Source organism: Pseudomonas sp. OV226 (genome assembly GCF_003148705.1).
GTDB lineage: Bacteria > Pseudomonadota > Gammaproteobacteria > Pseudomonadales > Pseudomonadaceae > Aquipseudomonas.
The window spans coordinates 43,646-68,701 of sequence record NZ_QGGS01000007.1; the positions used below are offsets into that span (position 1 = coordinate 43,646).

At 59.2% G+C, this 25,056-nt stretch carries 21 protein-coding genes; 15 read left to right on the forward strand and 6 right to left on the reverse strand.

Annotation, left to right across the window (positions count from 1 at the left end):
• The first annotated feature begins 1 nt into the window (after position 1).
• From tssH to C7534_RS14165, 5 genes are all read left to right on the forward strand, one after another.
• A complete protein-coding gene (gene tssH / locus C7534_RS14145; protein ID WP_109786126.1) occupies positions 2-2,545 on the forward strand; it encodes a type VI secretion system ATPase TssH in 2,544 nt (847 codons plus the stop codon).
• A gap of 47 nt (positions 2,546-2,592) precedes the next feature.
• On the forward strand, positions 2,593-3,198 hold the full coding sequence (locus C7534_RS14150; RefSeq protein WP_046031397.1) for a hypothetical protein: 606 nt from the start codon (positions 2,593-2,595) through the stop codon (positions 3,196-3,198).
• Between the two features lie 100 nt (positions 3,199-3,298).
• Positions 3,299-3,898, forward strand: coding sequence for a hypothetical protein (locus tag C7534_RS14155; RefSeq protein WP_109786127.1), 600 nt, complete (start codon positions 3,299-3,301; stop codon positions 3,896-3,898).
• A gap of 71 nt (positions 3,899-3,969) precedes the next feature.
• Complete coding sequence (tssI, locus tag C7534_RS14160; protein ID WP_109786128.1) at positions 3,970-5,979, forward strand: type VI secretion system Vgr family protein; 2,010 nt, start codon at positions 3,970-3,972, stop codon at positions 5,977-5,979.
• Positions 5,980-5,993: 14 nt separating this feature from the next.
• Complete coding sequence (locus tag C7534_RS14165) at positions 5,994-6,536, forward strand: toxin-antitoxin system YwqK family antitoxin (RefSeq protein ID WP_109786254.1); 543 nt, start codon at positions 5,994-5,996, stop codon at positions 6,534-6,536.
• Positions 6,537-6,541: 5 nt separating this feature from the next.
• Here C7534_RS14165 and C7534_RS14170 read toward each other — a convergent pair whose 3' ends face one another.
• The gene (locus tag C7534_RS14170; protein ID WP_046031400.1) at positions 6,542-6,937 is read right to left on the reverse strand and encodes a DUF4280 domain-containing protein; all 396 of its coding nucleotides are present in this window, start codon (positions 6,935-6,937) and stop codon (positions 6,542-6,544) included.
• A 190-nt stretch (positions 6,938-7,127) separates the two neighbouring features.
• On the opposite strand from C7534_RS14170, the gene C7534_RS14175 reads away from it, so the two are divergent.
• Positions 7,128-8,195 (forward strand): phosphotransferase family protein, encoded by a 1,068-nt coding sequence (locus tag C7534_RS14175; protein WP_046031401.1) that lies wholly within the window; start codon positions 7,128-7,130, stop codon positions 8,193-8,195.
• Positions 8,196-8,239: 44 nt separating this feature from the next.
• A complete protein-coding gene (locus C7534_RS14180; RefSeq protein WP_046031402.1) occupies positions 8,240-9,007 on the forward strand; it encodes an SDR family oxidoreductase in 768 nt (255 codons plus the stop codon).
• Positions 9,008-9,484: 477 nt separating this feature from the next.
• On the opposite strand, the gene C7534_RS14185 is transcribed toward C7534_RS14180, so the two are convergent.
• The 4 genes from C7534_RS14185 to C7534_RS14205 form a co-directional block, all read right to left on the reverse strand.
• Positions 9,485-9,736, reverse strand: coding sequence for a DUF1652 domain-containing protein (locus C7534_RS14185; RefSeq protein ID WP_109786129.1), 252 nt, complete (start codon positions 9,734-9,736; stop codon positions 9,485-9,487).
• A gap of 198 nt (positions 9,737-9,934) precedes the next feature.
• Positions 9,935-11,431, reverse strand: coding sequence for a helix-turn-helix transcriptional regulator (locus C7534_RS14190; protein WP_046031404.1), 1,497 nt, complete (start codon positions 11,429-11,431; stop codon positions 9,935-9,937).
• Positions 11,432-11,623: 192 nt separating this feature from the next.
• Positions 11,624-12,907: a Zn-dependent hydrolase gene (locus C7534_RS14200; RefSeq protein ID WP_109786130.1), complete on the reverse strand. Its 1,284-nt coding sequence runs from the start codon at positions 12,905-12,907 to the stop codon at positions 11,624-11,626.
• 141 nt (positions 12,908-13,048) lie between these two features.
• Positions 13,049-14,533 (reverse strand): NCS1 family nucleobase:cation symporter-1, encoded by a 1,485-nt coding sequence (locus C7534_RS14205; RefSeq protein WP_046031406.1) that lies wholly within the window; start codon positions 14,531-14,533, stop codon positions 13,049-13,051.
• 552 nt (positions 14,534-15,085) lie between these two features.
• On the opposite strand from C7534_RS14205, the gene hydA reads away from it, so the two are divergent.
• The 3 genes from hydA to preA all read left to right on the forward strand — a co-directional run bounded on the left by hydA (position 15,086) and on the right by preA (position 19,321).
• Positions 15,086-16,525, forward strand: coding sequence for a dihydropyrimidinase (hydA, locus tag C7534_RS14210; RefSeq protein ID WP_109786131.1), 1,440 nt, complete (start codon positions 15,086-15,088; stop codon positions 16,523-16,525).
• A 153-nt stretch (positions 16,526-16,678) separates the two neighbouring features.
• Positions 16,679-18,046, forward strand: coding sequence for an NAD(P)-dependent oxidoreductase (locus C7534_RS14215; protein ID WP_109786132.1), 1,368 nt, complete (start codon positions 16,679-16,681; stop codon positions 18,044-18,046).
• On the forward strand, positions 18,047-19,321 hold the full coding sequence (preA, locus tag C7534_RS14220; RefSeq protein ID WP_109786133.1) for an NAD-dependent dihydropyrimidine dehydrogenase subunit PreA: 1,275 nt from the start codon (positions 18,047-18,049) through the stop codon (positions 19,319-19,321).
• Between the two features lie 105 nt (positions 19,322-19,426).
• Here preA and C7534_RS14225 read toward each other — a convergent pair whose 3' ends face one another.
• Positions 19,427-20,047, reverse strand: coding sequence for a TetR/AcrR family transcriptional regulator (locus C7534_RS14225; RefSeq protein ID WP_046031410.1), 621 nt, complete (start codon positions 20,045-20,047; stop codon positions 19,427-19,429).
• A gap of 162 nt (positions 20,048-20,209) precedes the next feature.
• Between C7534_RS14225 and copC the strand changes: the two genes are divergently transcribed.
• The 5 genes from copC to C7534_RS14250 all read left to right on the forward strand — a co-directional run bounded on the left by copC (position 20,210) and on the right by C7534_RS14250 (position 24,952).
• Positions 20,210-20,572 (forward strand): copper homeostasis periplasmic binding protein CopC, encoded by a 363-nt coding sequence (gene copC / locus C7534_RS14230; RefSeq protein WP_109786134.1) that lies wholly within the window; start codon positions 20,210-20,212, stop codon positions 20,570-20,572.
• Positions 20,573-20,575: 3 nt separating this feature from the next.
• On the forward strand, positions 20,576-21,436 hold the full coding sequence (gene copD / locus C7534_RS14235) for a copper homeostasis membrane protein CopD (RefSeq protein WP_109786135.1): 861 nt from the start codon (positions 20,576-20,578) through the stop codon (positions 21,434-21,436).
• 157 nt (positions 21,437-21,593) lie between these two features.
• Complete coding sequence (locus tag C7534_RS14240; protein WP_046031413.1) at positions 21,594-22,892, forward strand: OprD family porin; 1,299 nt, start codon at positions 21,594-21,596, stop codon at positions 22,890-22,892.
• 294 nt (positions 22,893-23,186) lie between these two features.
• Entirely contained in the window at positions 23,187-24,011 is an 825-nt protein-coding gene (locus C7534_RS14245; RefSeq protein WP_109786136.1) for an NAD-dependent epimerase/dehydratase family protein, read from the forward strand.
• 53 nt (positions 24,012-24,064) lie between these two features.
• The gene (locus C7534_RS14250; protein ID WP_109786137.1) at positions 24,065-24,952 is read left to right on the forward strand and encodes an SMP-30/gluconolactonase/LRE family protein; all 888 of its coding nucleotides are present in this window, start codon (positions 24,065-24,067) and stop codon (positions 24,950-24,952) included.
• Positions 24,953-25,056 lie beyond the last annotated feature (104 nt).

Below are 25,056 nucleotides of genomic sequence, written 5' to 3' on the forward strand. Positions count from 1 at the left end.
CATGGAACTGGCCAGCCTGATCGGACGCCTCAACCCGGACAACCGCCGCGCCCTCGAACGAGCCGCGCAACGCTGTCTGCAACGGGGCCATCACTACGTCGAAATTGAGCACTTGCTGCTGGAACTGCTGGACATCGAGGGTGGTGACTTCGCTTATCTGCTGCCGCGTTTCGGCCTCGAGCGTGATGCCTTGACGGCGGAAATCAACAAGGCGCTGGACCTGTTCAAATCCGGCAGCACACGCACCCCGGCATTGTCGTCGCACACCACCGGCCTGCTCGAAGATGCGGTAGTGCAAGCCAGCGTGCTAGGGCTGGACAGCATTCGCTCGGGCTTACTGCTACTGGCATTGATCGACCGCGACGAGCGCCGCAGCCTGCTGCTCAACAGTGCTTCCTCACTGTTGAAAATCCCTCGCGAGGCGCTGCGCAACAATCTGCTGGAATGGACCGAAAGCTCTCGGGAACACGTGGGGGCGGTACGTTCTCCAGGGGCTGGCAACCCGGGGCCAAAACACGATGGCGTACTGGACCAGTACACCCAGGACCTTACCGCCGACGCTCATGCCGGGCGAATAGACCCCATCGTCGGCCGCGATGGCGAGATCCGCCAATGCATCGACATCCTCCTGCGCCGCCGACAGAACAACCCGATTCTTGTTGGTGCACCGGGCGTGGGCAAAACTGCGGTGGTCGAAGGCCTGGCCCTGCGCATTGCCGCCGGGGACGTGCCGCCGTCGTTGCAGGAAGTCAGTTTGCGGGTGCTTGACCTTGGTCTGTTGCAGGCCGGCGCCGGGGTCAAAGGTGAGTTCGAGCAACGCCTCAAAGGCGTGATCGACGCGGTGCGCAGCGCCGAGAAACCGATCATTTTGTTCATCGACGAAGCCCACACACTGATTGGCGCTGGCGGTGCCGAAGGCGGCAGCGACGCCGCCAACCTTCTCAAACCGGCGCTCGCCCGAGGCGAACTGCGCACCCTCGCCGCGACCACCTGGCTTGAGTATAAAAAATACTTCGAGAAGGACCCGGCCCTTGCCCGGCGTTTTCAACTGGTACAAGTCGAAGAACCGGACGAAACCACCGCCGTGGAAATGCTCCGTGGTGTCGCTGCCAAACTCGAACAACACCACGGTGTGCAGGTGCTGGACGCTGCGATTCACGAAGCGGTGAAACTGTCCCACCGCTACATCTCCGGACGCCAGTTACCGGACAAGGCAATCAGCGTGCTCGACACCGCGTGCGCCCGTGTCGCCCTCGGCCAGCACGACGTGCCACCGCCACTGGAAAGCCTGCGCCACCGCCAAAACAGCCTCAAAGATGAAGTCGAACGCCTACGCCGCGAACAGGCGACCGGACTCGATCATCGTGAGCGCATCACCCTGCTGGAAAGCGAATCGACCGGCAATGTGCAGGCCATTCGCGAACTGGAAACCCGCTGGAACGAAGAGCGAGTCGCCGTGCGCGAGTTGCTGGAAACCCGCAGCGAGTTGCTGGCCTTGAGCGAGCGCGCCGACAGCGACAAACCGGACGAAGCCATCGACAGCCGTATCGATCACCTGGCTGCAGAACTGGTACGACTGGAAGCAGGACTCGATGCCATTCGCCAGGACGACCCGCTGGTGCCGGAACAGGTCGATACCAAAACCGTCGCCGCCGTCATCGCCGGCTGGACCGGCATCCCGGTCGGAAAAATGCTCGCTGACGAAGCCCACGCCGTACGCACCCTCGGCCAGCGCATGGGTTTGCGCGTCATGGGCCAGAGCATTGCGCTGGGCACCATCGCCCAGCGTCTGCAGGCCTACCGTGCCGGCCTTACCGACCCGCAAAAACCGGTCGGCGTGTTCCTGCTGGTCGGCCCCACCGGTGTCGGCAAAACCGAAACCGCTTACGCGCTAGCCGATGCGCTGTATGGCGGCGAACGTAACCTGATCAGCATCAACCTTTCGGAATACCAGGAAGCCCACACCGTCAGCCAACTCAAAGGTGCCCCGCCCGGCTATGTTGGTTATGGCAGCGGCGGCGTGCTCACCGAAGCGGTGCGGCGTAAACCTTATTCGGTGGTGCTGCTCGACGAAATTGAAAAGGCCCACCCGGATGTGCTCGAAGCCTTCTACAACGTCTTCGACAAAGGCGTCATGGAGGACGGCACCGGGTTGGTGGTGGACTTCAAAAACACTGTGATGCTCGCCACCAGTAACGTCGGTGCTGAATTGTTGCTCGACACACCCGTGGCGCAACTGGGCACCGACGCCTTCAACGAAGCGTTGCACAAAGTGCTGCTGCAAGCATTTCGCCCGGCGTTTCTGGCGCGGATGACGGTGGTGGCGTATCGGCCACTGGATGAGGCAACACTGGAAGGGATTGTGTTGGCGAAGCTGGAGAAACTGCGTGGCCGATACAAAGCCGCGACTGGAAAACAGTTCGAATTTGATGCCGGGATTGTCCAGGCAGTGTTGGCCAAGTGCAGTGCGGCGGGTGCGAGGGATGTTGAAAATGTGTTGATGACGCAGGTGACGGGGAAGTTGGCGGAGTGGGTGCTTGAGTAAATGATTATTCAGGTGCCGTCAGGCACCCTCAAAGGAGTTTCAGGATCATGGCAGTTATCGTGTTGCACAATTCGGATGATCAAGGTGGCCGTGCTCCGGCGCTGTTTGCGGGTACCGGGGCCGTTCTGATCAATGTTCTGTTCGTTGGTAGCCGGATATCACCAGCCACACTCCATCACATACGCACCGTGACCATGACCTACCCTGGTCCCAACCTGGTGTTCTGGATGGGGCATGGAAATGCGGGAATAAAAGTTCCTCTGAGAGCTGGCCACCCCATGACGACTCCTCCCGCCCAATGCGTGCATTCACAAGATTTGATAGATGCTTTAAGCATGTTGAATCCCGAAAGAATCTACTTCATGACATGCAGGGCGCTGCGTTGGGTCGAACGTGAATATCAGCGGTTTTATGCCTCCATGTCCTTCCTCCCTCGTCGGGTCACAATATTCGCTGCCAGGGTCAATCTGCTGGGCGGAGCATTGAAGCCAACAATAACCGCCATCTTGTCAGGCGTGGCGAACCCGCCAGGAGCATTTGGCGTTGGCCACCTGTTTGAGTCACTCGACGTGTATGGCGAATCATTCATTGAGTGGCAACAACGCTCCAATCCCCAGACCAGTCCAGGTGGCTATAACGAGTCACCCATTTAATCAACCCGATCCAACCCGGATACGACTGCACTCGCCGCCGAGTGTCGCCAGTGAAAAACTCCGCGGCATGGACAGCAATTAATTCATGGAGGTCAAACGTATGCCTATGAAATTTGACGATGCCCAATTGAGAGTCGACGTTGACGAGGATATATCGGCGATAGGTCAAAGTTTTAGTCAGGCGTTGACCAACGGAATTGTATTCACCATCAAGTCCCCCAACGGCAAGATGATTCAATTCAAGTCCAGAACCATGAAATGGCTGGAAGGCCCTCAAGTAGATAACTATGTCACCGACATCGAAGGCTATTTCAAACCTGACGCACTCGACTGGGATGTTGACGTAGTACCGAGAGAAGCCAGCGACAAAAAAAACCCCTACTACGACGAAGGAGGTGCCTGCTCAAGAACGGCCACCACAACCAAAATTGCCGACCAGCCCGGCGTTGCACACACTCAAAACTTCCTGTTTGAAGTAGGTAAAAACTTTGACGAGATGGGAAGCCATGGCACCAAAGATAAATTCAGGGCCATCAGTATTATTTTTTTTAATAACCAGGTCACCCACAAGGTCGATTGGAGTCGAACGGGAAAAGGCGATGACAGTTATTACAAAGTAGCAGTGACCGCAATCCAAGAGTTCCCCGGCCACTTAAAAACCATCCTGATCTCAAAGGGATACGACGTCACAGGCCTCTAGATAATTAATATCGAAGACACTTTGCTGGCGGTGCCGGTTATCCAAGTAATTGATCACTGCTGAGGCGTTCAATGCCACGCACCACCGACAGCAACACCACCCTCTCCCTCACCGCCACCTCGCTGTCGGCGCTTTATCCTGAGTCGCTGTCCGGCGAAGAAGCGCTCAACTCGCTCGGCTCGCAAACCCTCAACGGCCTCAACGACGGTTCCGCCCTGCCCCTGGCTTCTGCGGTCGCCACACATGTCACCACCACCCTGCACAACGACGCACAAAGTCGCGCGTTCGACGCACTGGTCGCCGAAATACGCCAACTCCCCGCCGACGCCACCGCAGAGCGTTATCAGCTTGTACTGCGGCCATGGCTCTGGTGGCTTACGCTGGCCAGCAACAACCGCGTGTTCCAGAACCTCAGCACCTCAGACATCGTCACCACGATTTTCAAGGCTCACGGTTTCACCGACTTCGCGCTGAAACTCACCGGCAGTTACACCCCTCGCGAGTACTGCATGCAGTACGGCGAAACGGATTTCGCCTTCGTTTCGCGGTTGCTGGAAGAAGAAGGGATCTTCTGGTTTTTCACCCACGAAGAAGGCAAGCACACGCTGGTGTTGGGGGACAGCAACGATGCCTTCGCGCAGATCCCCAACGGACCGAAGATCAACTACCTCGGCCAGCAAATGGGCGAGCGCGAACTGCACGGCATTCGCTCCGGCCAGGTGTGCATGCAAGCCGTAGCCGGCTTTTTTCGTGCAACAGATTACGAGTTCACGACGCCGACCACGTCGCTCTACAGCCAGGCCGAAGCCGTCGCCGGGCCGCGCTCGATGTACGAGCACCCCGGCAGCTACAACGCCAAGGCTCGGGGTGATACGTTGACCAAGCAGCGAGTCGACGGGCTGCGCAGCCAGGAGAAACGTTTTGTCGGCGAGAGTGACTGTCGCTGGCTGGTGCCAGGGCACTGGTTCACCCTCGCCGGCCATGATGACTCGACGCTGAATATCGATTGGGTAGTGACGGCGGTCACTCATGAAGCCAGTCACGAAAACTACCAGAATCGCTTCGAAGCGATCCCCAAGGCCACACCGTTCCGCCCGCAACGCACGACACCCAAACCCCGCATGCACCCTCAGACCGCCCTCGTCGTCGGCAAGGCCGGTGAAGAAATCTGGACCGATCAATATGGCCGCATCAAGTTGCAATTCCCCTGGGATCGCGACGGCAAGAACGATGAAACCAGTTCGTGCTGGGTTCGGGTCGTGCTGCCCTGGAGTGGCAAGGGTTTCGGCATGCAGTTCGTCCCGCGTATCGGCCAGGAAGTGATCGTGACGTTTATCGATGGCGATCCGGATCGGCCGCTGGTGACCGGTTGCGTCTACAACGGTGACAACGCCCTACCCTATGCCTTGCCGGCGAATCAGACCCAGTCCGGGATCAAGACTCAATCATCCAAGGGCGGCGGCGGTTTCAACGAATTGCGCTTTGAGGACAAGAAAGACGCCGAAGAGGTGTTCTTGCAGGCGCAAAAGGATTTCAAGATCAATGTGCTCAACGACACCACCGCCACGGTCGGCCATGACGAAACCCTGACGGTGCAGAACGCTCGCACACGCACGGTAAAGGACGGTGACGAAACCGTGACGTTGGAGAAAGGCAAACGCAGCGTGACGATCCAGACCGGCAGCGACACGCTCGACGTGAAGGACAGCCGCACGGTGAAGGTCGGCGCCGACCAGACGCACAGCACCGGCGGCAACTACGAGCACCAGGTCACGGGCAATTACAGCCTGATGGTCGACGGCAATCTGACCATCAAAGTGACCGGCACCCTGACCCTGGAAAGTGGCGGCACTTTTTCGATGAAGAGTGGCGCGGACTTCGCGGCTGAAGCCAGTACATCCGTCACGCACAAAGCCGGCACTGCACTGACCAATCAGGCCGGGACGTCACTGACCAACAAGGCCGGCACCACGCTGACCAACGATGCGGGGGTCAGTCTGATGAACAAGGGCGGGGCCGAGCAGACTGTGGACGGCGGTGGCATGCTGACCCTCAAGGGCGGGCTGGTGAAAGTCAACTGAGGAGACGGATGACGATGACATCCAGCAAAGTGGACTTGCAGCGTGGTGACAGCCACATGGACGGACGCCTGATCGATGATCGACTGGAGGGCCCGCTGCACATCAAGGAAAATGGTCGGCCACAGGCTGATCTGAATTACAGCCAGGGTGAACTCCAAGGCCCCAGCGTGCTGTATCACCCCAACGGCAAGGTATCGGCGCAGTTGCCTTATGTGCAGGATAAATTGCAGGGCATTGCCAGTTTTTATGCGCCTGAAGGCTGGCTGCAGCGCAAGGCCAGCTACCGCCGGGGTTTGTTGCAGGGTGAGGCGACTAATTATTTCCCCGATGGGCAGATCGCCGAGTCGGAGTTTTACCGCGATGGTGTACGCGAGGGGCGTTATCAGCGCTTTCATCCCAATGGTAAACCAGCGGTTGATGCGCGTTACCTCAATGGGCAACTGGTTGAACCGGAGCAGGGTTTTGCCAGTGACGGGCGACCGCTGGATGCCGAGGGCAAACCGATTTCGCGGATGCGCTGGTGGTTTCGACGCTGGACGGATCCGGAGCAGGCGTAGCTGACTCAGGGAATGAGCATCTGCATCTGCCCCGGCATGACGATTTTGATCACCCCTGCCCAGTTGCACATCAAGGTGCTGTTGGCGTCGAGCGCCGGCATATTGCCCAGCAGGACGGTTGGCGCACCGCCGGGGATCCACGGGCTGGCGGTGGCCGGGATGCAGGGCATTGGCGTCAGCACCCCAAGTGCCGCCGCAGTGGCCGCCGCGACCATCGGGTTGGCCAGGCTCGTGCACATGCCAAACGGCATGACATTCACCAACGGGATGTGGTCCATGATATTCGCCGCTGGCAGGCCAGCGGTCAGGGTGCGATTTACCGGCAACACATTGAGCACGGCGGGTGCCGCGCCGAAACTGCATTGCAGGGTTGCGGTGGCACAGACTTGCGGACAGCCCATTTCAACGCTCCTTCCTGGAAGCACCGTACCCCCTGAACCATAGCCCGCCGTCCCTGTTCCCGCACATCAGGAACGCTGATTATCCTGCAACACGCTAACCTATAAGACCGTGCCGCACTTGTGGCTCCCCCGGCGCACCATTAGATTAGCCAATGATGTCTGGCCTCCAAAATAAGCAGAAGGGATAAGCATGGCGCTTACTGACCAGTCCACCCGTATCCGCTCTGGCGAAGAACTCGATGCCAGCCTGATCGATCCGTATCTCAAGGCGCACATTCCGGGCCTCAGTGGTTTGCCACAGATCAGCCAGTTTCCGGGCGGCGCGTCGAACCTCACTTACTTGCTGGAATACCCGGAACAGGAATTCGTCCTGCGCCGGCCGCCGTTTGGCCACAAAGCCAAATCCGCTCACGACATGGGCCGCGAATTTCGCATCCTCAATCAACTGCGCGATGGCTTCCCGTACTGCCCCAAGGCTTACGTGCACTGCACCGACGAATCGGTGATCGGCGCCGAGTTCTATGTGATGGAACGGGTCAACGGGATCATCCTGCGCTCCGAACTGCCACCGGAACTGGGCCTGGATTCGGCGAAAACCGAAGCCTTGTGCAAAAGCTTCATCGACAAGTTCGTTGAACTGCACCGCGTTGACTACAACGCCTACGGCCTGGGTGACCTTGGCAAACCCGAAGGGTATGTCGCACGGCAAATCAAAGGCTGGAGCGACCGCTACGAGAAAGCCCTGACGCCAGATGCTCCACAGTGGGAAACGGTCAAAGCCTGGCTCAACGACAAGATGCCGGCCGATCACCCGACTTCAAGCATCGTCCACAACGACTATCGCTTCGACAACGTGATCCTCGACCCGCAAAACCCGATGCAAATCATCGGTGTGCTCGACTGGGAACTCACAACCCTGGGCGACCCGCTGATGGATCTGGGCAACACCCTCGCCTACTGGATTCAGGCTGACGACCCGGCACCGGTGCAACTGATGCGCCGCCAACCGAGTCACGCACCGGGCATGCTGACCCGCCGTGAATTCGTCGACTACTACGCTGAGCGCGCAGGCATTCAGATTGATAATTTCGACTTCTACTACACCTATGGCCTGTTCCGCCTGGCCGGCATCGTGCAGCAGATCTACTACCGTTTCTTCCATGGTCAGACCCAGGACAAACGCTTCTCGCAGTTCATTCACATGAACAAACTGCTGGAGCAAATGAGCCTGCAAGTCATCCAGAAATCCAGCCTTTGATTACGCTCCTGGCCCAATAACAAGACTTTTCATAAGAGAATCCCATGTCCAAGACTCAGTTGTTCGACCTCGACGGCAAGATCGCTTTCGTCTCCGGCGCCAGCCGCGGTATCGGTGAAGCCATCGCCAAGCTCCTGGCCCAGCAAGGCGCCCACGTCATCGTCTCGAGCCGCAAGCTCGACGGTTGCCAGCACGTCGCCGACGCGATCATCGCCGCCGGCGGCAAAGCCACCGCCGTGGCTTGCCATATTGGTGAGATGGAGCAGATCAGCCAGGTCTTCGCCGGCATCAAGGAACAGTTTGGCCGCCTCGACATTCTGGTCAACAATGCGGCAACCAACCCACAGTTCTGCAACGTCCTGGACACCGACCTCAGCGCCTTCCAAAAAACCGTCGACGTCAACATCCGCGGCTACTTCTTCATGTCGGTGGAAGCCGGCAAGCTGATGCGCGAAAACGGTGGCGGCAGCATCATCAACGTCGCCTCGATCAACGGCGTTTCGCCCGGCATCTTCCAGGGCATCTACTCGGTGACCAAGGCGGCCGTGATCAACATGACCAAAGTGTTCGCCAAGGAATGCGCGCAATTCGGCATCCGCTGCAATGCCCTGCTGCCAGGCCTGACCGACACCAAGTTCGCTTCGGCACTGGTCAAGAACGATGCGATCCTGAAAACCGCACTGGCACAAATTCCACTCAAGCGTGTGGCGGACCCAAGCGAGATGGCCGGTGCCGTGTTGTACCTGGCGAGCGATGCGTCGAGCTACACCACTGGGGTTTCGCTGAATGTGGACGGCGGGTTCCTGTCCTGATTCGATTCGCCGGATGAGAAAAAGGCAGCCTTGGGGCTGCCTTTTTCATGGATGTTTTTCAGCTCATCATGGGTGTCCGAAGCGCCCTGGGCTATTGGGTTATGCAGCGGGTGGTGGTGGTGACCCGAGTCACTTCACCCTCTCCTTTCGCGTCCCCCATCACATCGGTCTTGTCCAGGGTTTCGCAGGTGCGTTCTACAGGTGGCAAAGGAGGTGGTGGAGGTGGCGGACTGGAGCAACCACTGAGGATCGCTACGCAGAAAGCGAGCGACAGCGGCGAAAAAGCACGTTTTCCAAGACTGTTCATAAGCTGACCCGCGGTAAGTAATCGAGACTTTCCGCGACACGACAAGAACACCGCGAAGCCGCGGACCGGTCACAGAAAATTTTACCCTCGCATTTCTTATAGTCCACTCACCGGCCAATGCCAGCAAATTAGGCACTTAGCCTCATTTTTACCGCAAAAAACGACAGTTTCTAAGCATTCTCGCCGGGTTGATGCAAACCATTGCTCTCCAACTCATAACGCAGCTCTTCAATCAACAACGCCACCGCTTGCGGCGAACTGAGGTTCGTGACCTTCAACCCGCTGACCACCAGATCGACCTGCCCCGACGCTGGGTGATACAGCTTGACCGTCACCGAGTTGTCGCCTGACACACTGCATTCGCAGGCTCGGGGAGAAAAGTGCCGCTCCAGTTGATCGCGCAATTGCGTCAGATAAATCATCAAGATTCACCTGCTGGCTGACGGGCACGTTTATCGACTGAAACGCTGTTGAAAGGGCGAAACATGGGACGGTTCCTTAAGCGGTTACGCAGTGGATGCGACAACGGCTGAAAATCCGTTTCGCACCCTGACAGCCTAAGAAAGAGAGGCATGCGCCAATACATGAATTTGCACTGTCTCCACTAGTGCATTTGCACTCTAGCGCTGGCCCTTGGGCCGCCACTCAATGGAAAACAAACCGCGCTGGCGTGCCCAGACAATCGCCTCGCTGCGACTGTGAACATTCAGCTTGGAATACACCGTCGCGACGTGATTGCGCACCGTGTTGGGTGCCAGCTTCAACCGTGCAGCGATTTCCTTGTCAGCCAGCCCTTCGCAGATCAGGCCAAGTACATCGCGCTCCCGGGCCGTCAGATCGGTGAAAGACGCGCCAGGGACCTGGGGTGAGTTGACGTTTTTCACGTTTGCCAGTTTTTCAATCAGCGTGCGGCTGAACCAGGAGGCGTCTTTCATCACCTCCTCGATCGCCGTGACCAGTTCAAGTTCCGTGCGTTTACGCTCAGTGATGTTCATCAATACCAGCAGGTAGCAAGGACTGCCCTGAATGTTCACGGTGTCGGCCGAGACCGCGCAATCAATCAGCCCCGCATCTTTCTTGCGGATTTTCACGTCGACCCGGTCCAGACTCCCTGCGTTCTCAAGCGTCGAAAACAAGCGTGTGCCAATGCCCGAGTCGTCGAAGAACTCAAGTTGCTCCACGGTCTTGCCGAGCACTTCTTCGCGGGGATAGGCGAAGGTCACATAAAACGCTTCGTTGGCGTCGAGCACTCGCTGATCCTCGGCGCTGCACACCAACGTCGGCACGGGCGTCAGGCGAAAAGCCTTGGCGAAACGTTCCTCGCTCTGGCGCAAGGCAGTTTCGGCCTTGTGCCGAGGCTCCATGTCGACGAACGAAAACAGCATGCAGGCTTCTTCGTTCAACTCCAGCGGCTGCCCGGCGACGATCACCTGCTTGCTGCCGCCGTCAGGCAATCGCAACTGGGCCTGCATTTGCGGAATCGTGGCTTGGTCACGCAAACGCTCAATCGCTAGGTTTCGGTTTTCCGCGCCCTCCAGCACATCCAATTCATAGGCCGACGCGCCGATGACCTGATCGCGGGCAAAACCGGTCATATCCAAAAAGCCGCTGTTGACCTTGATGTAACGCAAATCGCTGAGGCGACAGATCACGGCCGGAGCCGGGTTGGCATTGAACGTTTTTTCGAAACGCCGCTCGGCGCCGGCCCACTCGGTGACGTCGTTGATGATCAACACCAGCGATTGCGGTTCACCGGCGCTGTCGGCCAGCACCATGCTGCGCACGTTGTGCACCCAGGTGCGTTCTTCATCGTCGGACGGCGTTACTTCCACCAGCACATCGCTGAAGGTTTCACCCCGGGCGACACGGTTGATCGGGTAGTTTTCCTTCGGCACCGGGTGATTGTTGCGATAGCGCAAGATGAAGCGTTTGGCGTACTCACGGGCATTGGCACCCAGTTCGCTGATCTGCCCGATACCGTGCATGGCCAGCGCAGCGTCATTGGCCCAGAGAAGGCTCTGGTCGAGTTCCAGCAGAATGACGCCATCGGTCAATCCGGCGATGATTTGCTGCAACTGGCGACGATTGGTTTCAGTGCTCAGGACGTCCTGGCTCATCGGATCTCCACACGTTCAGCGGCGCTTTGTGAAGATTACGACCGCACAGGGCTGGGATCGTGCGAAGAACCTGTGTACGGCCATAGCTTCGGTCCAGGCCAGCGCGGCGCACTTTGCAGCACTGAAATCACAGACATGACGCCAGACGATCAAGTGGCGTGCGCTGTGTTTTCTCAGCGCACGTCAGGCGTTTCAGGCCGCCAATTCCCCCTTGGCAATCGCCGCCGAGGCCGCCAGCATCGCCCGCAGCAACACCGCACACCCGGCCGCCAGATCGTCCGGCGCGGCGTTTTCGATTTCGTTGTGGCTGATGCCGCCTTCGCACGGTACGAAGATCATGCCGGCCGGGCCCAGTTCGGCGAGGAAGATCGCGTCGTGCCCTGCCCCGCTGACGATGTCCATGTGCGACAAGCCCAACCCTTGCGCCGCGCCGCGTACCGCTTCGACGCAGCCCTTGTCGAAGTACAGCGGCGGGAAGTCGGCGGTCGGGGTGAGTTCGAAGGTCAGGCCGTGTGCCTTGCAAGTGCTTTCGATCACCTCGCGAACTTCGGCGATCATCGAGTCCAGGCGTGCCGGTTCCAGATGGCGGAAGTCGAGGGTCATGCGCACTTCGCCGGGGATGACGTTGCGTGAGCCGGGATAGGCTTGCAGGCAGCCGACGGTGCCGCAGGCGTGAGGTTGATGGCTGAGGGCGGCGCGGTTGAGTGCGCCGACGATCACCGCGGCGCCGACCAGGGCGTCCTTGCGCAAGTGCATCGGCGTCGGGCCGGCGTGGGCTTCGACGCCACGCAGTTTGAGGTCGAACCATTTCTGGCCGAGCGCGCCCATCACCACACCGATGGTTTTGTGTTCGTCTTCAAGGATCGGGCCTTGCTCGATGTGGGCTTCAAAATAGGCGCCCACCGCGTGGCCACTGACCTTACGCGGGCCTGCGTAACCGATAGCGTTCAGCGCTTCGCCGACGGTGATGCCTTCGGCGTCGACTTTGGCCAGGGTTTCTTCGAGGGTGAATTTTTCGGCGAAGACGCCAGAACCCATCATGCAGGGCGCGAAGCGCGAACCTTCTTCGTTGGTCCAGACCACCACTTCCAGCGGCGCTTCGGTTTCAATCTTCAGGTCATTGAGGGTGCGCAGCACTTCGACGCCGGCCAGGACGCCGAAGCAGCCATCGAACTTGCCGCCGGTAGGCTGGGTGTCGATATGGCTGCCGGTCATGACCGGTGGCAGGTTCGGATTGCGCCCCGGACGGCGGGCGAAGATGTTACCCACGGCATCGATGCTGACGGTGCAGCCGGCGTCTTCACACCAGTTGACGAAGATGTCCCGGGCCTGACGGTCGAGGTCAGTCAGGGCCAGGCGACAGACGCCGCCCTTGACCGTGGCGCCGAGTTTGGCGAGCTCCATGAGTGAGGCCCACAAGCGGTCGCGGTTGATGTGCTGATGGGTGGATTGCAGAACGTCTACGGCAGCGTTCATGGTGATCTCCTCAGGCAGTTGTTATAGGTTTCTTCAGACGTTTCATTGGTGTCGGTGAGGCCGTCTTCGCGGGCAAGCCCGCTCCCACATTTGGAATGCATTCCCCTGTGGGAGCGGGCTTGCCCGCGAAGAGGCCATCCGTCACACCGCAGATTTCGCTACGGACGGGTCAGGCCGAAACGAGCACAACCCGTAATAAATCAACCCGCCCAGCGCCGACCCGGTGAACCAGCCGTAGCTGTAAAACCAGCTGAACGCATCGCTGCCCAACGACAGCAGCGTCAACGCCACCGGCACACCGAAGGCGATAAACCCGAACCAGTTCCAGGCCGGATACACGTCATCGCGATAGAGCCCGGCCAGGTCCAGTTGCTGTTTCTTGATCAGGAAATAGTCCACCACCATGATCCCGGCGATCGGCCCGAGCAGGCTGGAATAACCGAGCAACCAGTTGGAGTAAACGGTTTCCAGGCTGAGGTCCGAGACGATCAAGCCGAGTTTTTTCAGCAGTTCATGGGCCATCAGCGCCAGCCCCACCAGGCCGGTCAGCAGCACCGCCGTGGTGCGATTGATCAGTTTGGGCGCGATGTTCTGGAAGTCATTGGTGGGCGAAACGATGTTGGCGGCGGTGTTGGTGGACAGCGTGGCGATGATGATCAGCGCCATGGCGATCGCCACCCAGAACGGGCTCTGGATATGGCCGATCAACGTGACCGGGTCGGAAACCGTCACACCGACCAGTTTCACCGACGCCGCGGTCATGACCACGCCAAGGGAGGCGAACAGGAACATGGTCAGCGGCAGGCCGATGATCTGCCCGACAATCTGGTCCTTCTGGCTTTTCGCATAGCGGCTGAAGTCAGGAATGTTCAGCGACAGCGTGGCCCAGAATCCGACCATGGCGGTCAGCCCGGCGGCGAAGTAACTGGCCACGCCAGCGCCTTCAGGACGCTTGGCCGGAATCGCCAGCAATTCGGTCATTGAGACATTCGGCATCGCCCACACCAGCAACCCCACGCCCACCGCGACCAGCAGCGGCGCAGACAGTGTTTCCAGCCACTTGATCGACTCGGCGCCACGGATCACGACCCACAGGTTCAACGCCCAGAACACCATGAAGCCGATGACCTCGCCGGTGCCACCCAACGACTTCCAGCCCTCGAACACCGAACCGAGGAACAGGTGAATCGCCAGGCCGCCGAACATCGTCTGGATACCAAACCAGCCGCACGCCACCACGGCACGGATCAGACAGGGAATGTTGGAACCGAGGACGCCAAAGGACGAACGCAGCAGCACCGGAAACGGAATGCCGTACTTGGTGCCGGCAAAGGCGTTCAGGGTCAGGGGAATCAACACGATGATGTTGGCAAACAGAATCGCCAACAGCGCTTCACCGACGCTCAGGCCGAAGTAGGCAGTCAGCACACCGCCAAGGGTGTAAGTGGGCACACAAATCGCCATGCCGACCCACAACGCGGTGATGTGCCATTTGTTCCAGGTTCGTTCGGCCACCTTGGTCGGGGCGATGTCGTGGTTATAACGGAGACTGTCGAGGACGTCACTGCCGGCTTCGAGCTCGTACAAGCCGTCGCGCTCGGTCACTTGCGATCTGATCTGTTGCATGGCCGCTCCACTGTTCTTTGAATTATTTTTTTGCTCATCAAGGGCGGATGGCATCAATAAGCATGCCGAACGTCCCCGATTGCGCATCGGGCAGTTCCATAAAACCTTGCAACCAACTGATGTTTATCAGTTTTATTTATATACCCGCTGAGTCCTCGGTGACTTGCCCGTTCACTCAGGCCGAATGCCAGGCAAGTTGTCCGAAACATCAGGCCTCAAACGGGTGCACCGCTTTTTTTTCAATCGAGGCGCATCAATCATAGACCCTGTTCAAACAGTTGATTTCACATAGAAAATCTTGACCATTTTCCCATCCTGTCAAGTGCGTCAAATTGGTGAGCAGCCTCACCATTTTGGTGATTTGCACATTTAATCTTTATTAATCAACTGGTTAAACTGGCTATAAGCTTATAAAAAATATTCTTGCTGAATTCATAAACTCAGACTAGCTTCAATTCTTGACAGCGTTGACAGGAATACACCTGTTGACGCCGATTTATATAAAACAGTTAGAACCGGCCCAAGCCGGTCATTGCCTGCGAGGAACTCGGAATGTCTCTGTTGATCCGTGGCGCCACCGTTATTACCCATGATGAAAGTTATCGCGCCGACGTCTATTGCGCCGACGGCGTGATTAAAGCCATCGGCGACAATCTTGACGTTCCGGCGGGTGCCGAAGTGCTCGACGGCAGCGGCCAGTACTTGATGCCCGGCGGCATCGATCCGCACACGCACATGCAACTGCCCTTCATGGGTACCGTGGCCAGTGAAGACTTTTTCAGTGGCACGGCGGCAGGACTGGCCGGTGGCACCACGTCGATCATTGACTTCGTGATTCCCAATCCGCAGCAATCGCTGATGGAGGCGTTTCACCAGTGGCGCGGCTGGGCTGAAAAGTCAGCGTCGGATTACGGTTTCCATGTGGCGATCACCTGGTGGAGCGAACAGGTGCGCGAGGACATGGCTGAGCTGGTTAACCATCATGGCGTCAACAGCTTCAAGCATTTCATGGCATACAAGAATGCGATCATGGCCGCCGACGATACGCTGGTGGCGAGTTTCGAACGTTGCCTGGAACTCGGCGCGGTGCCCACCGTGCATGCCGAAAACGGCGAGCTGGTTTATCACCTGCAACGCAAGTTGATGGCCCAGGGCATCACCGGCCCTGAAGCACACCCCCTGTCACGGCCTTCGCAGGTTGAAGGTGAAGCGGCCAGCCGGGCGATCCGTATCGCCGAGACCCTGGGCACGCCGCTGTACCTGGTGCATGTCTCGACCAAAGAAGCCCTCGACGAAATCACCTACGCCCGCAGCAAAGGCCAGCAAGTCTACGGCGAAGTGCTCGCCGGGCATCTGTTGCTGGACGACAGCGTCTATCAACACCCGGATTGGCAAACCGCCGCCGGTTACGTGATGAGTCCCCCCTTCCGTCCTCGCGGTCATCAAGAGGCTCTGTGGCACGGCCTGCAATCGGGCAACCTGCACACCACCGCGACCGACCACTGCTGCTTCTGCGCTGAGCAAAAAGCCGCCGGGCGCGACGACTTCAGCAAAATCCCCAACGGCACCGCCGGCATCGAAGACCGCATGGCCGTGCTCTGGGATGAAGGGGTGAACACCGGACGTCTGTCGATGCAGCATTTCGTCGCGCTGACCTCCACCAATACCGCGAAGATCTTCAACCTCTACCCACGCAAAGGCGCGATTCGGGTCGGCGCGGATGCGGACCTGGTGCTGTGGGACCCGCAAGGTACGCGGACGATTTCAGCCAAGACGCACCACCAGCAGGTCGACTTCAACATCTTCGAAGGCAAGACCGTGCGCGGTGTGCCGAGCCACACCATCAGCCAGGGCCGTGTGGTCTGGGCCGATGGCGATTTGCGCGCCGAGCGCGGTGCGGGGCGGTATGTCGAACGGCCGGCGTATCCGGCGGTGTTTGAATTGCTGAGCAAGCGGGCTGAGTTGAATAAGCCAGCTGCTGTGAAACGCTGAGAGCGGCCTTCGGCCTATCGCGGGCAAGCCCGACTCCTACAAGGGTACGCATTTCAACTGTGGGAGCGGGCTTGCCCGCGATGGCGTCAGCCCTGACAACACAAAAACAATGCCCACCAGAGGCAGCACCTCCATCACCGTGAGGCCAATACCGTGATCAAGACCCTGAACCACCTCCCGCATCCCTATGAGAATGCGGCCGCCCTCGCCGGTCATTTCACCGACCTGGCGCCGCCACTCAACGATCGCCAGGCGCATCTGGAAGCCTCGCGTTGCCTGTATTGCTACGACGCGCCGTGCGTGAACGCCTGCCCGAGCGAAATCGATATTCCGTCGTTCATCCGCAACATCCATCAGGAAAACGTTCAGGGCGCGGCGAAAAAAATCCTCTCGGCGAACATCCTCGGTGGCAGTTGCGCCCGGGTATGCCCCACCGAAATCCTCTGTCAGCAAGCCTGCGTGCGCAACAACGACCATGAATGCGCCCCGGTGCTGATCGGCCTGCTGCAACGCTACGCGGTCGACAACGCGCACTTCAGCGAACATCCCTTCCAGCGCGCTGCCGCCACCGGCAAACGCATTGCCGTGGTCGGTGCCGGCCCGGCCGGTTTGTCCTGCGCCCACCGCAGCGCGATGCATGGCCATGACGTGGTGATCTTCGAAGCCCGGGAAAAGGCTGGCGGCCTCAACGAATATGGAATCGCCAAATACAAACTGGTGGACGATTACGCACAGAAGGAGCTGGATTTTCTGTTGCAGATCGGCGGAATCGAGATTCGCCACGGGCAAAAACTCGGCGACAACCTGACCTTGAGCGAACTGCATCAGCAATTCGACGCAGTGTTTCTCGGCCTTGGCCTGAACGCCAGCAAACAACTTGGCCTGCCCCACGAAGAGGCGCCTGGCCTGTTGGCCGCCACCGATTACATTCGTGAACTGCGCCAGGCCGATGACCTGACTCAACTGCCGCTGGCGGATCATTGCATCGTCCTCGGCGCCGGCAACACCGCCATCGACATGGCCGTGCAAATGGCGCGTCTGGGCGCTCACGATGTGAACCTGGTGTACCGCCGTGGCGTTGAAGACATGGGCGCTACCGGTCACGAACAGGACATCGCCAAAGCCAATCAGGTGCGCTTGCTGACGTGGGCCCAACCGGAAGAAGTGTTGCTCGATGATCAAGGCAACGTGCGCGGCATGCGCTTTGCCCGCACCCATTTGGTAGACGGTCGCCTGCACACCACCGGACAAACCTTCGAACTGGCCGCCGACGCCATCTTCAAAGCCATCGGCCAGGCCTTTGACGGCAGCGCCCTGGCCGACCCGCTGGCTCGCGAACTCAAGCGCCAGGGTGAGCGCATCGAAGTGGACGAACACCTGCGCACCAGCATCCCCGGCGTGTATGCCGGTGGCGACTGCACCAGCCTCGATCAGGACCTCACCGTGCAAGCCGTGCAGCACGGCAAGCGTGCCGCCGAGGCGATCAACGCTCAACTCAAGCTCAATGTGGAGGCTGCGTAAATGGCCGATCTCTCGATTGTCTTTGCCGGCATCAAAGCCCCCAATCCGTTCTGGCTGGCCTCCGCACCACCCACCGACAAGGCCTACAACGTGGTCCGCGCCTTCGAAGCTGGCTGGGGTGGCGTGGTCTGGAAGACCCTGGGTGAAGACCCGGCGGCGGTCAACGTATCGTCGCGCTATTCGGCGCACTTCGGCGCCAACCGTGAGGTGGTGGGTTTCAACAACATTGAGTTGATCACCGACCGTTCGCTGGAGATCAACCTGCGGGAAATCACCCAAGTCAAAAAGGACTGGCCCGACCGCGCGCTGATCGTGTCGCTGATGGTGCCCTGTGTCGAAGAGTCCTGGAAACACATTCTGCCGCTGGTGGAGGCCACCGGCGCCGATGGCATCGAACTGAATTTCGGTTGCCCCCACGGTATGCCGGAACGTGGCATGGGTGCGGCGGTCGGCCAGGTGCCGGAGTACGTCGAACAGGTCACTCGCTGGTGCAAGACGTATTGCTCACTGCCGGTGATCGTCAAGCTCACGCCAAACATTACCGACATCCGCGTCGCCGCCCGCGCGGCCCATCGCGGTGGCGCAGATGCGGTGTCGCTGATCAATACGATCAACTCGATTACCAGTGTCAATCTGGAGCGCATGGTCGCCAACCCGATCGTGGGCAGCCAGAGCACTCATGGCGGTTACTGCGGTTCGGCGGTGAAGCCGATTGCGCTGAACATGGTCGCCGAAATCGCCCGTGATCCGCAGACTCAAGGCCTGCCGATCTCCGGCATTGGCGGCATTGGCAGTTGGCGCGACGCGGCGGAATTCATTGCGCTGGGCAGTGGCTCGGTGCAGGTGTGCACGGCGGCGATGCTGCACGGTTTCCGGATTGTCGAGGAGATGAAGGACGGCTTGTCACGCTGGATGGACAGTCAGGGTTACACCAGTGTTTCGCAATTTACGGGGCGCGCGGTGGGCAATACCACGGACTGGAAGTACCTCGATATCAATTATCAGGTGATCGCGAAAATCGATCAGGAGGCGTGTATCGGTTGCGGGCGCTGCCACATCGCGTGCGAGGACACGTCGCATCAGGCGATCGCCAGCCTGAAGCAGGCAGACGGGACGCATCAATATGCCGTGATCGATGAGGAGTGTGTGGGCTGCAATTTGTGCCAGATCACCTGCCCGGTGCAGGACTGTATCGAGATGGTGCCGATGGACACGGGCAAGCCGTTTCTGGATTGGAATCATGATCCGAGGAATCCGTACCATGTCTCACCTTGAAGCAGGCGGTGGTTGAATTGACGCCATCGCGGGCAAGCCCGGCTCCCACAGGATCAGTGGGAGCCGGGCTTGCCCGCGATGAGGCCAGCAGCCTCACAGAAAATCTCAAGGCTCCAGCCCGATCCCGCGCAAAATTACACTGGTCACCGTCTGCACCGCCCGCTCGAATTGCATGTCCGATAACGGCTGATGGTCATTGAGAATGTTCACCTGATGATCAAAGTCCGCGTAATGCTGGGTCGACGCCCAGATCATGTACAGCAGGCTCGAAGGCTCCACCGGCAAGATGCGTTTATCGTCCACCCACTGGCGAATTTTCGCTTCTTTCATCTTGGCCCAGTCGTAAAGGCTGGCGTCCAGGGCCTCACCCAATGTCGGTGCGCCGTGGATGATTTCGTTGGCCCACACTTTCGAACCGTAAGGCCGGCTGCGCGAGTGGTTCATCTTGGCGCGGATGTAGCTGCTGAGCACCACGCGGGGATCGTCGAACATCTCGAAGCACAACGCATCCTGTTTCCAGACTTCCAGCAGGTCGAACAGCACTGCGCTGTACAGTTCGGTCTTGGTGCTGAAGTAGTAATGCAGGTTGGATCGCGGCAATTGCACCTGCGCGGCGATATCAGCCATGGCGGTGCCGCCAAAACCTTTTTCGGCGAAGACCTTTTCCGCCCCCAGCAGAATTTTCTCGACGTTACTGCGACGAATCCCGATCTTGTGATTGCCCATATGGGCTCCCCGACACCTGCGTTGACCAAGACTAGCATCCGCTCTACGTCGCGGCGACAGGCTAAAACGAAACTCTGTACACCAGGCTTCCGACGGCTAAACTGACGCCACTTCAAACCTGCCTCCGAATTTGTCTCCGAACTCGACTCATAGGAATTCACGATGCTCAAGAAAGCCCTGGTCACCACCGCCCTGCTCTCCTCGCTGCTTGGCGCTTCGTCGGTGTTTGCCCATGCTCATCTGAAAAGCCAGACCCCGGCGGCCGACAGCACCGTAAGCGCGCCATCGATGCTGCGTCTGGAGTTTTCCGAAGGTGTCGAGGCGAGCTTCACCAAGGTCATGCTCAGCAAGGACGGTGCCGCCGTGCCCGTGAAGAGCCTCACCAGCGAAGGCAGCGACAAGAAGACCCTGATCGTCACGCCTGCCGAACCGCTGACGGCGGGCACCTATAAAGTCGAATGGCACGCGGTCTCGGTCGACACCCACAAAAGCGAAGGCGCCTACGCCTTCAAGGTCGGCCAGTAATTCATGATCAGCGCGATGGTGCTGTGTCGCTTTGTGCATTTCACCGTGGTGCTGATGCTGTTTGGAGCGTGGGTGTTCAGGCCACTGCTGCTCAATGGCAGCGCTGAACACCTTGATCGACGGCTGACGACGGCAAGTCGCTGGCTGGCAGCAGTGGCGTTGGTCAGCGGCGTGGCCTGGTTGCTGCTGAGTACCGCAAGCATGGCCGGTGCCTGGGAAGCGGCGGTTGATCCGTCGACCCTGCACCTGGTGCTGGGCAATACGTTTTTCGGTCAAGTCTGGCGCTGGCATTTGCTGCTCAACGCTTTGTTGGTAGCGCTGCTGATGTCGCCGTGGCGGGCGCACACCCCTCTGCAAATCGGCCTCGCCAGCCTGTTGCTGGCAACCCTCGCCCCGGTCGGTCACGGTGGCATGCTGGACGGCCTCAACGGCCAATTGCTGATCCTCAACCAAGTCGTGCACCTGAGCTGCGTGGGCGCCTGGCTCGGCGGGTTGTTGCTGTTGGTGATGATCTTGCGCCAACCGGCAGCACAGCCCATCAAAGCGATTCTGCTGCGTTTCAGTGGTGTCGGTTACGCCTTGGTGGCGGGGTTGCTGATCACCGGATTGATCAATGTTCGAGTCCTTACCGGCGTCATTTGGCCCACACCCCTGTTCACCGGTTTCGCGTTGATTCTGTTGATCAAGGTGGTGCTGATTGCCGTAATGCTGGGCCTGGCACTGTTCAATCGCCTGCGCATAGACGATTGCGAGCAGCGCCTGGCAACCCTGAAAACCAGCGTAATCCTCGAATGGCTGCTGGGGATTGGCGCTGTCGCCACCGTCTCCCTCTTGGGCACCCTGCCCCCCATGATTTCCAGCTGACACCCTCCCACGGTTTCGTCGACATCCGCGACGACCGGCCATGTCGTCGTACAACTTCTAATTGACAACCCGTCGAGGCCTCGCAAATAATCGCCGCCAATGTTGTACGACGACGTATGACAAAAATAAAAACAACAAGAAGTAAGGGAGCGTCACAGTGAGCAAGCTCGCCCGCAATTCGTCCGCCTGCACCCCACGTCCGACTTTTAAACGCCGTCATACCCTAAGCCTCATTGGATGCAGCGGCCTGGCCCTTGCCCTGCCGATGACCAGTCATGCCGAAGGTTTTGCCGATGACGCCAAGGCGACGCTCAATTTGCGCAACGCCTACTTCAACCGCAACTACGTCAACCCGGCGTATCCGCAGGGCAAGGCTGAAGAGTGGACGCAAAACTTTATTCTCGACACCAAGTCCGGGTTCACACAGGGCCCGGTGGGTTTTGGCGTCGATGCGCTGGGTCTGTTGTCGATCAAGCTCGATGGCGGCAAAGGCACGGGCGGCACCCAATTGCTGCCGATTGGCAGCGACGGCCGCCCAGTTGATGACTTTGGTCGTCTGGCGGTGGCCGGGAAGATGAAAGTGAGTAAAACCGAAGTGAAGGTCGGCGAGTGGATGCCGGTGCTGCCGATCCTGCGTTCGGACGACGGTCGTTCGCTGCCGCAAACCTTCCGCGGTGGCCAGTTGACGTCCACCGAGATCAGCGGCCTGACGCTGTACGGCGGCCAGTTCCAGCAAAATAGCCCGCGTAACGATGCGAGCATGGAAGACATGTTCATGAACGGCAAATCGGCGGCGATCACCTCGGACCGCTTCAACTTCGGTGGCGGTGAATACGCGTTCAACGACAAGCGCACCCAGGTCGGCGTCTGGTACGCGGAACTCAGCGATATCTACCAGCAACAGTATTTCAACCTGAGCCACAGCCAGCCAATCGGCGACTGGACCCTCGGCGCCAACCTGGGCTATTTCATCGGCAAAGAAAACGGCAGCGCCCTGGCCGGCGACCTCGACAACAAAACTGCATTCGCCTTGCTCTCTGCCAAATACGGCGGCAACACCTTCTACGTCGGACTGCAAAAACTGACCGGTGACGATCAATGGATGCGCGTCAACGGCACGAGCGGCGGCACTCTGGCGAACGACAGCTACAACTCCAGCTACGACAACGCCAGGGAAAAATCCTGGCAAGTGCGCCACGACTACAACTTCGTCGCCCTGGGCGTTCCCGGCCTGACGATGATGAACCGCTACATCAGCGGCGATAACGTGCACACCGGAAAGATCACCGACGGTGAAGAATGGGGTCGCGAATCGGAACTGGCCTACACCGTGCAAAGCGGCCCGCTGAAAAACCTCAACATCAAGTGGCGCAACGCTTCCATCCGCAAGAGCTTCAGCACCAACGAATTTGATGAAAACCGTATCTTCATCAACTACCCGATTTCGTTGTTGTAACACCGACGTTTTCAGTAATTACCCCACCCCTGTGGGAGCCGAGCTTGCTCTCGATGGCTATCTTTCAGTCAGCAAATGAGTTGACTGAACTACCGCAATCGCGAGCAAGCTTTGCTCCTACAGGGGTGGCTTTCCAGTCGGGAGGTTTAGCGTTTGTGCAGGAGGAAACAACCCTCCGTCCATTTCAACCAACGTCACGTTGACAACACCCGGAAAGCCTTACGATACTTCTGCACAGTCGTATGACAACCTACAACGAATCAATAACAACAATCTGATTGCCCAGGATTCCCCATGACGACCACTTCAACCGCCCGCTCCCCTTTCAATCGCCTGCTGCTGACCGGCGCCGCCGGTGGCCTGGGTAAAGTCTTGCGCGAAACCTTGCGCCCTTACGCCAATGTCATTCGCCTGTCGGACATCGCCGACATCGCCCCGGCTATTGATGACCGTGAAGAAGTCGTGCCGTGCGACCTCGCCGACAAGCAAGCGGTGCATCAACTGGTCGAAGGCGTGGACGCGATCCTGCACTTCGGTGGCGTGTCGACCGAGCACTCGTTCGAGCAGATCCTCGGCGCCAACATCTGCGGCGTATTCCACATCTATGAAGCGGCACGCCGTCATGGCGTCAAGCGAGTGATCTTCGCCAGCTCCAACCACGTCATCGGCTTCTACAAGCAGGACGAAGTCATCGACGCCCGCTCGCCTCACCGTCCGGACAGCTATTACGGTTTGTCCAAATCCTACGGCGAAGACATGGCCACCTTCTACTTCGATCGCTATGGCATCGAAACCGTCAGCGTGCGGATCGGCTCTTCGTTCCCGGAACCGCACAACCGCCGGATGATGAGCACCTGGCTGAGCTTCGACGACCTGACCCAATTGCTCGAACAAGCCTTGTACACTCCGAATGTCGGCCACACCGTGGTCTACGGCATGTCCGACAACAAGGACATCTGGTGGGACAACCGCTACGCTGCGCACCTGGGCTATGCCCCGAACGACACTTCCGAAGTGTTCCGCGAAAAAGTCGAAACCCAGCCGATGCCAGCCGCCGATGATCCGGCCCGTGTCTTCCAGGGCGGCGCCTTTTGCGCGGCCGGCCCGTTTGGTGACTGACGCCCTGCTCCCCGGTTGAACCCCACTACAAAAACCCAAGGGAATGAGGCGCCATGCAAGCCGAATTGATTGTCGATGCCCGTAACGCCGTCGGTGAATGCCCGGTGTGGGTCCACGAGGAAAACGCCCTGTACTGGGTGGATATTCCTGCCGGGAGCCTGCAACGCTGGAGTGCCGCGAGCGGTGATGTCCATACGTGGACAGCACCGGAGATGCTCGCGTGCATCACCCGCCACCGCGACGGTGGCTGGGCGGCAGGGATGGAAAGCGGTTTTTTCCATTTGCACACGCACAACGACGGCAGCCTCGACAGTCGCTTGTTGGCGCATGTCGACCATGCCCGGACCGACATGCGTTTGAATGATGGGCGCTGCGATCGCCAGGGCCGTTTCTGGGCGAGCAGCATGGTGCTGAACATGGGTGCCAACGCGGCCGATGGCGCGCTTTATCGCTACAGCGCCGGTGAACGCGGGCCACTTGCGGCGCAACTCGGCGGGTTTATCGTCCCCAACGGCCTGGGTTTCAGCCCGGATGGTCGCACGATGTACCTCTCTGACTCTCATCCTTCGGTCCAGCAGATCTGGGCCTTTGACTACGACGTCGGCAGCGGCATACCGTCCAATCGGCGGCTGTTCGTCGACATGCAGCAGCTCCCCGGCCGCCCCGACGGTGCCGCTGTCGATGCCGATGGCTGCTACTGGATCTGCGGCAATGACGCCGGGCTGATTCACCGCTTTACCCCGGACGGCCGCCTGGATCGCTCGCTCGCCGTCCCGGTGAAAAAACCGACCATGTGCGCCTTCGGTGGCAGTCGACTGGACACGCTGTTCGTGACCTCGATCCGCCCCGGTGACGACCAGGATGAGCAGTCACTGGCGGGGGGGGTGTTCGCACTCAATCCTGGCGTTACCGGGTTGCCCGAACCTCAGTTCAACGCATGAACCACCGCCGATCACCTGTAGCAGCTGGCGAAGCCTGCGTTCGGCTGCGCAGCAGTCGTCAATCCGGTGAATGCGGTCTTTCTGATGCACCGTGCAATATGGTT

Coding starts and splice junctions, on each gene's coding strand:
- C7534_RS14185 (WP_109786129.1), bottom strand. CDS start 9,736: ATGATTTATCTGACGCAATTGCGCGATCAACTGGAGCGGCACTTTTCT.
- copD (WP_109786135.1), top strand. CDS start 20,576: ATGATCAGCGCGATGGTGCTGTGTCGCTTTGTGCATTTCACCGTGGTG.
- C7534_RS14200 (WP_109786130.1), bottom strand. CDS start 12,907: ATGAACGCTGCCGTAGACGTTCTGCAATCCACCCATCAGCACATCAAC.
- C7534_RS14155 (WP_109786127.1), top strand. CDS start 3,299: ATGCCTATGAAATTTGACGATGCCCAATTGAGAGTCGACGTTGACGAG.
- C7534_RS14245 (WP_109786136.1), top strand. CDS start 23,187: ATGACGACCACTTCAACCGCCCGCTCCCCTTTCAATCGCCTGCTGCTG.
- hydA (WP_109786131.1), top strand. CDS start 15,086: ATGTCTCTGTTGATCCGTGGCGCCACCGTTATTACCCATGATGAAAGT.
- C7534_RS14170 (WP_046031400.1), bottom strand. CDS start 6,937: ATGGGCTGTCCGCAAGTCTGTGCCACCGCAACCCTGCAATGCAGTTTC.
- C7534_RS14190 (WP_046031404.1), bottom strand. CDS start 11,431: ATGAGCCAGGACGTCCTGAGCACTGAAACCAATCGTCGCCAGTTGCAG.
- tssH (WP_109786126.1), top strand. CDS start 2: ATGGAACTGGCCAGCCTGATCGGACGCCTCAACCCGGACAACCGCCGC.
- copC (WP_109786134.1), top strand. CDS start 20,210: ATGCTCAAGAAAGCCCTGGTCACCACCGCCCTGCTCTCCTCGCTGCTT.
- C7534_RS14150 (WP_046031397.1), top strand. CDS start 2,593: ATGGCAGTTATCGTGTTGCACAATTCGGATGATCAAGGTGGCCGTGCT.
- C7534_RS14180 (WP_046031402.1), top strand. CDS start 8,240: ATGTCCAAGACTCAGTTGTTCGACCTCGACGGCAAGATCGCTTTCGTC.
- C7534_RS14225 (WP_046031410.1), bottom strand. CDS start 20,047: ATGGGCAATCACAAGATCGGGATTCGTCGCAGTAACGTCGAGAAAATT.
- C7534_RS14250 (WP_109786137.1), top strand. CDS start 24,065: ATGCAAGCCGAATTGATTGTCGATGCCCGTAACGCCGTCGGTGAATGC.
- tssI (WP_109786128.1), top strand. CDS start 3,970: ATGCCACGCACCACCGACAGCAACACCACCCTCTCCCTCACCGCCACC.
- preA (WP_109786133.1), top strand. CDS start 18,047: ATGGCCGATCTCTCGATTGTCTTTGCCGGCATCAAAGCCCCCAATCCG.
- C7534_RS14175 (WP_046031401.1), top strand. CDS start 7,128: ATGGCGCTTACTGACCAGTCCACCCGTATCCGCTCTGGCGAAGAACTC.
- C7534_RS14165 (WP_109786254.1), top strand. CDS start 5,994: ATGACATCCAGCAAAGTGGACTTGCAGCGTGGTGACAGCCACATGGAC.
- C7534_RS14205 (WP_046031406.1), bottom strand. CDS start 14,533: ATGCAACAGATCAGATCGCAAGTGACCGAGCGCGACGGCTTGTACGAG.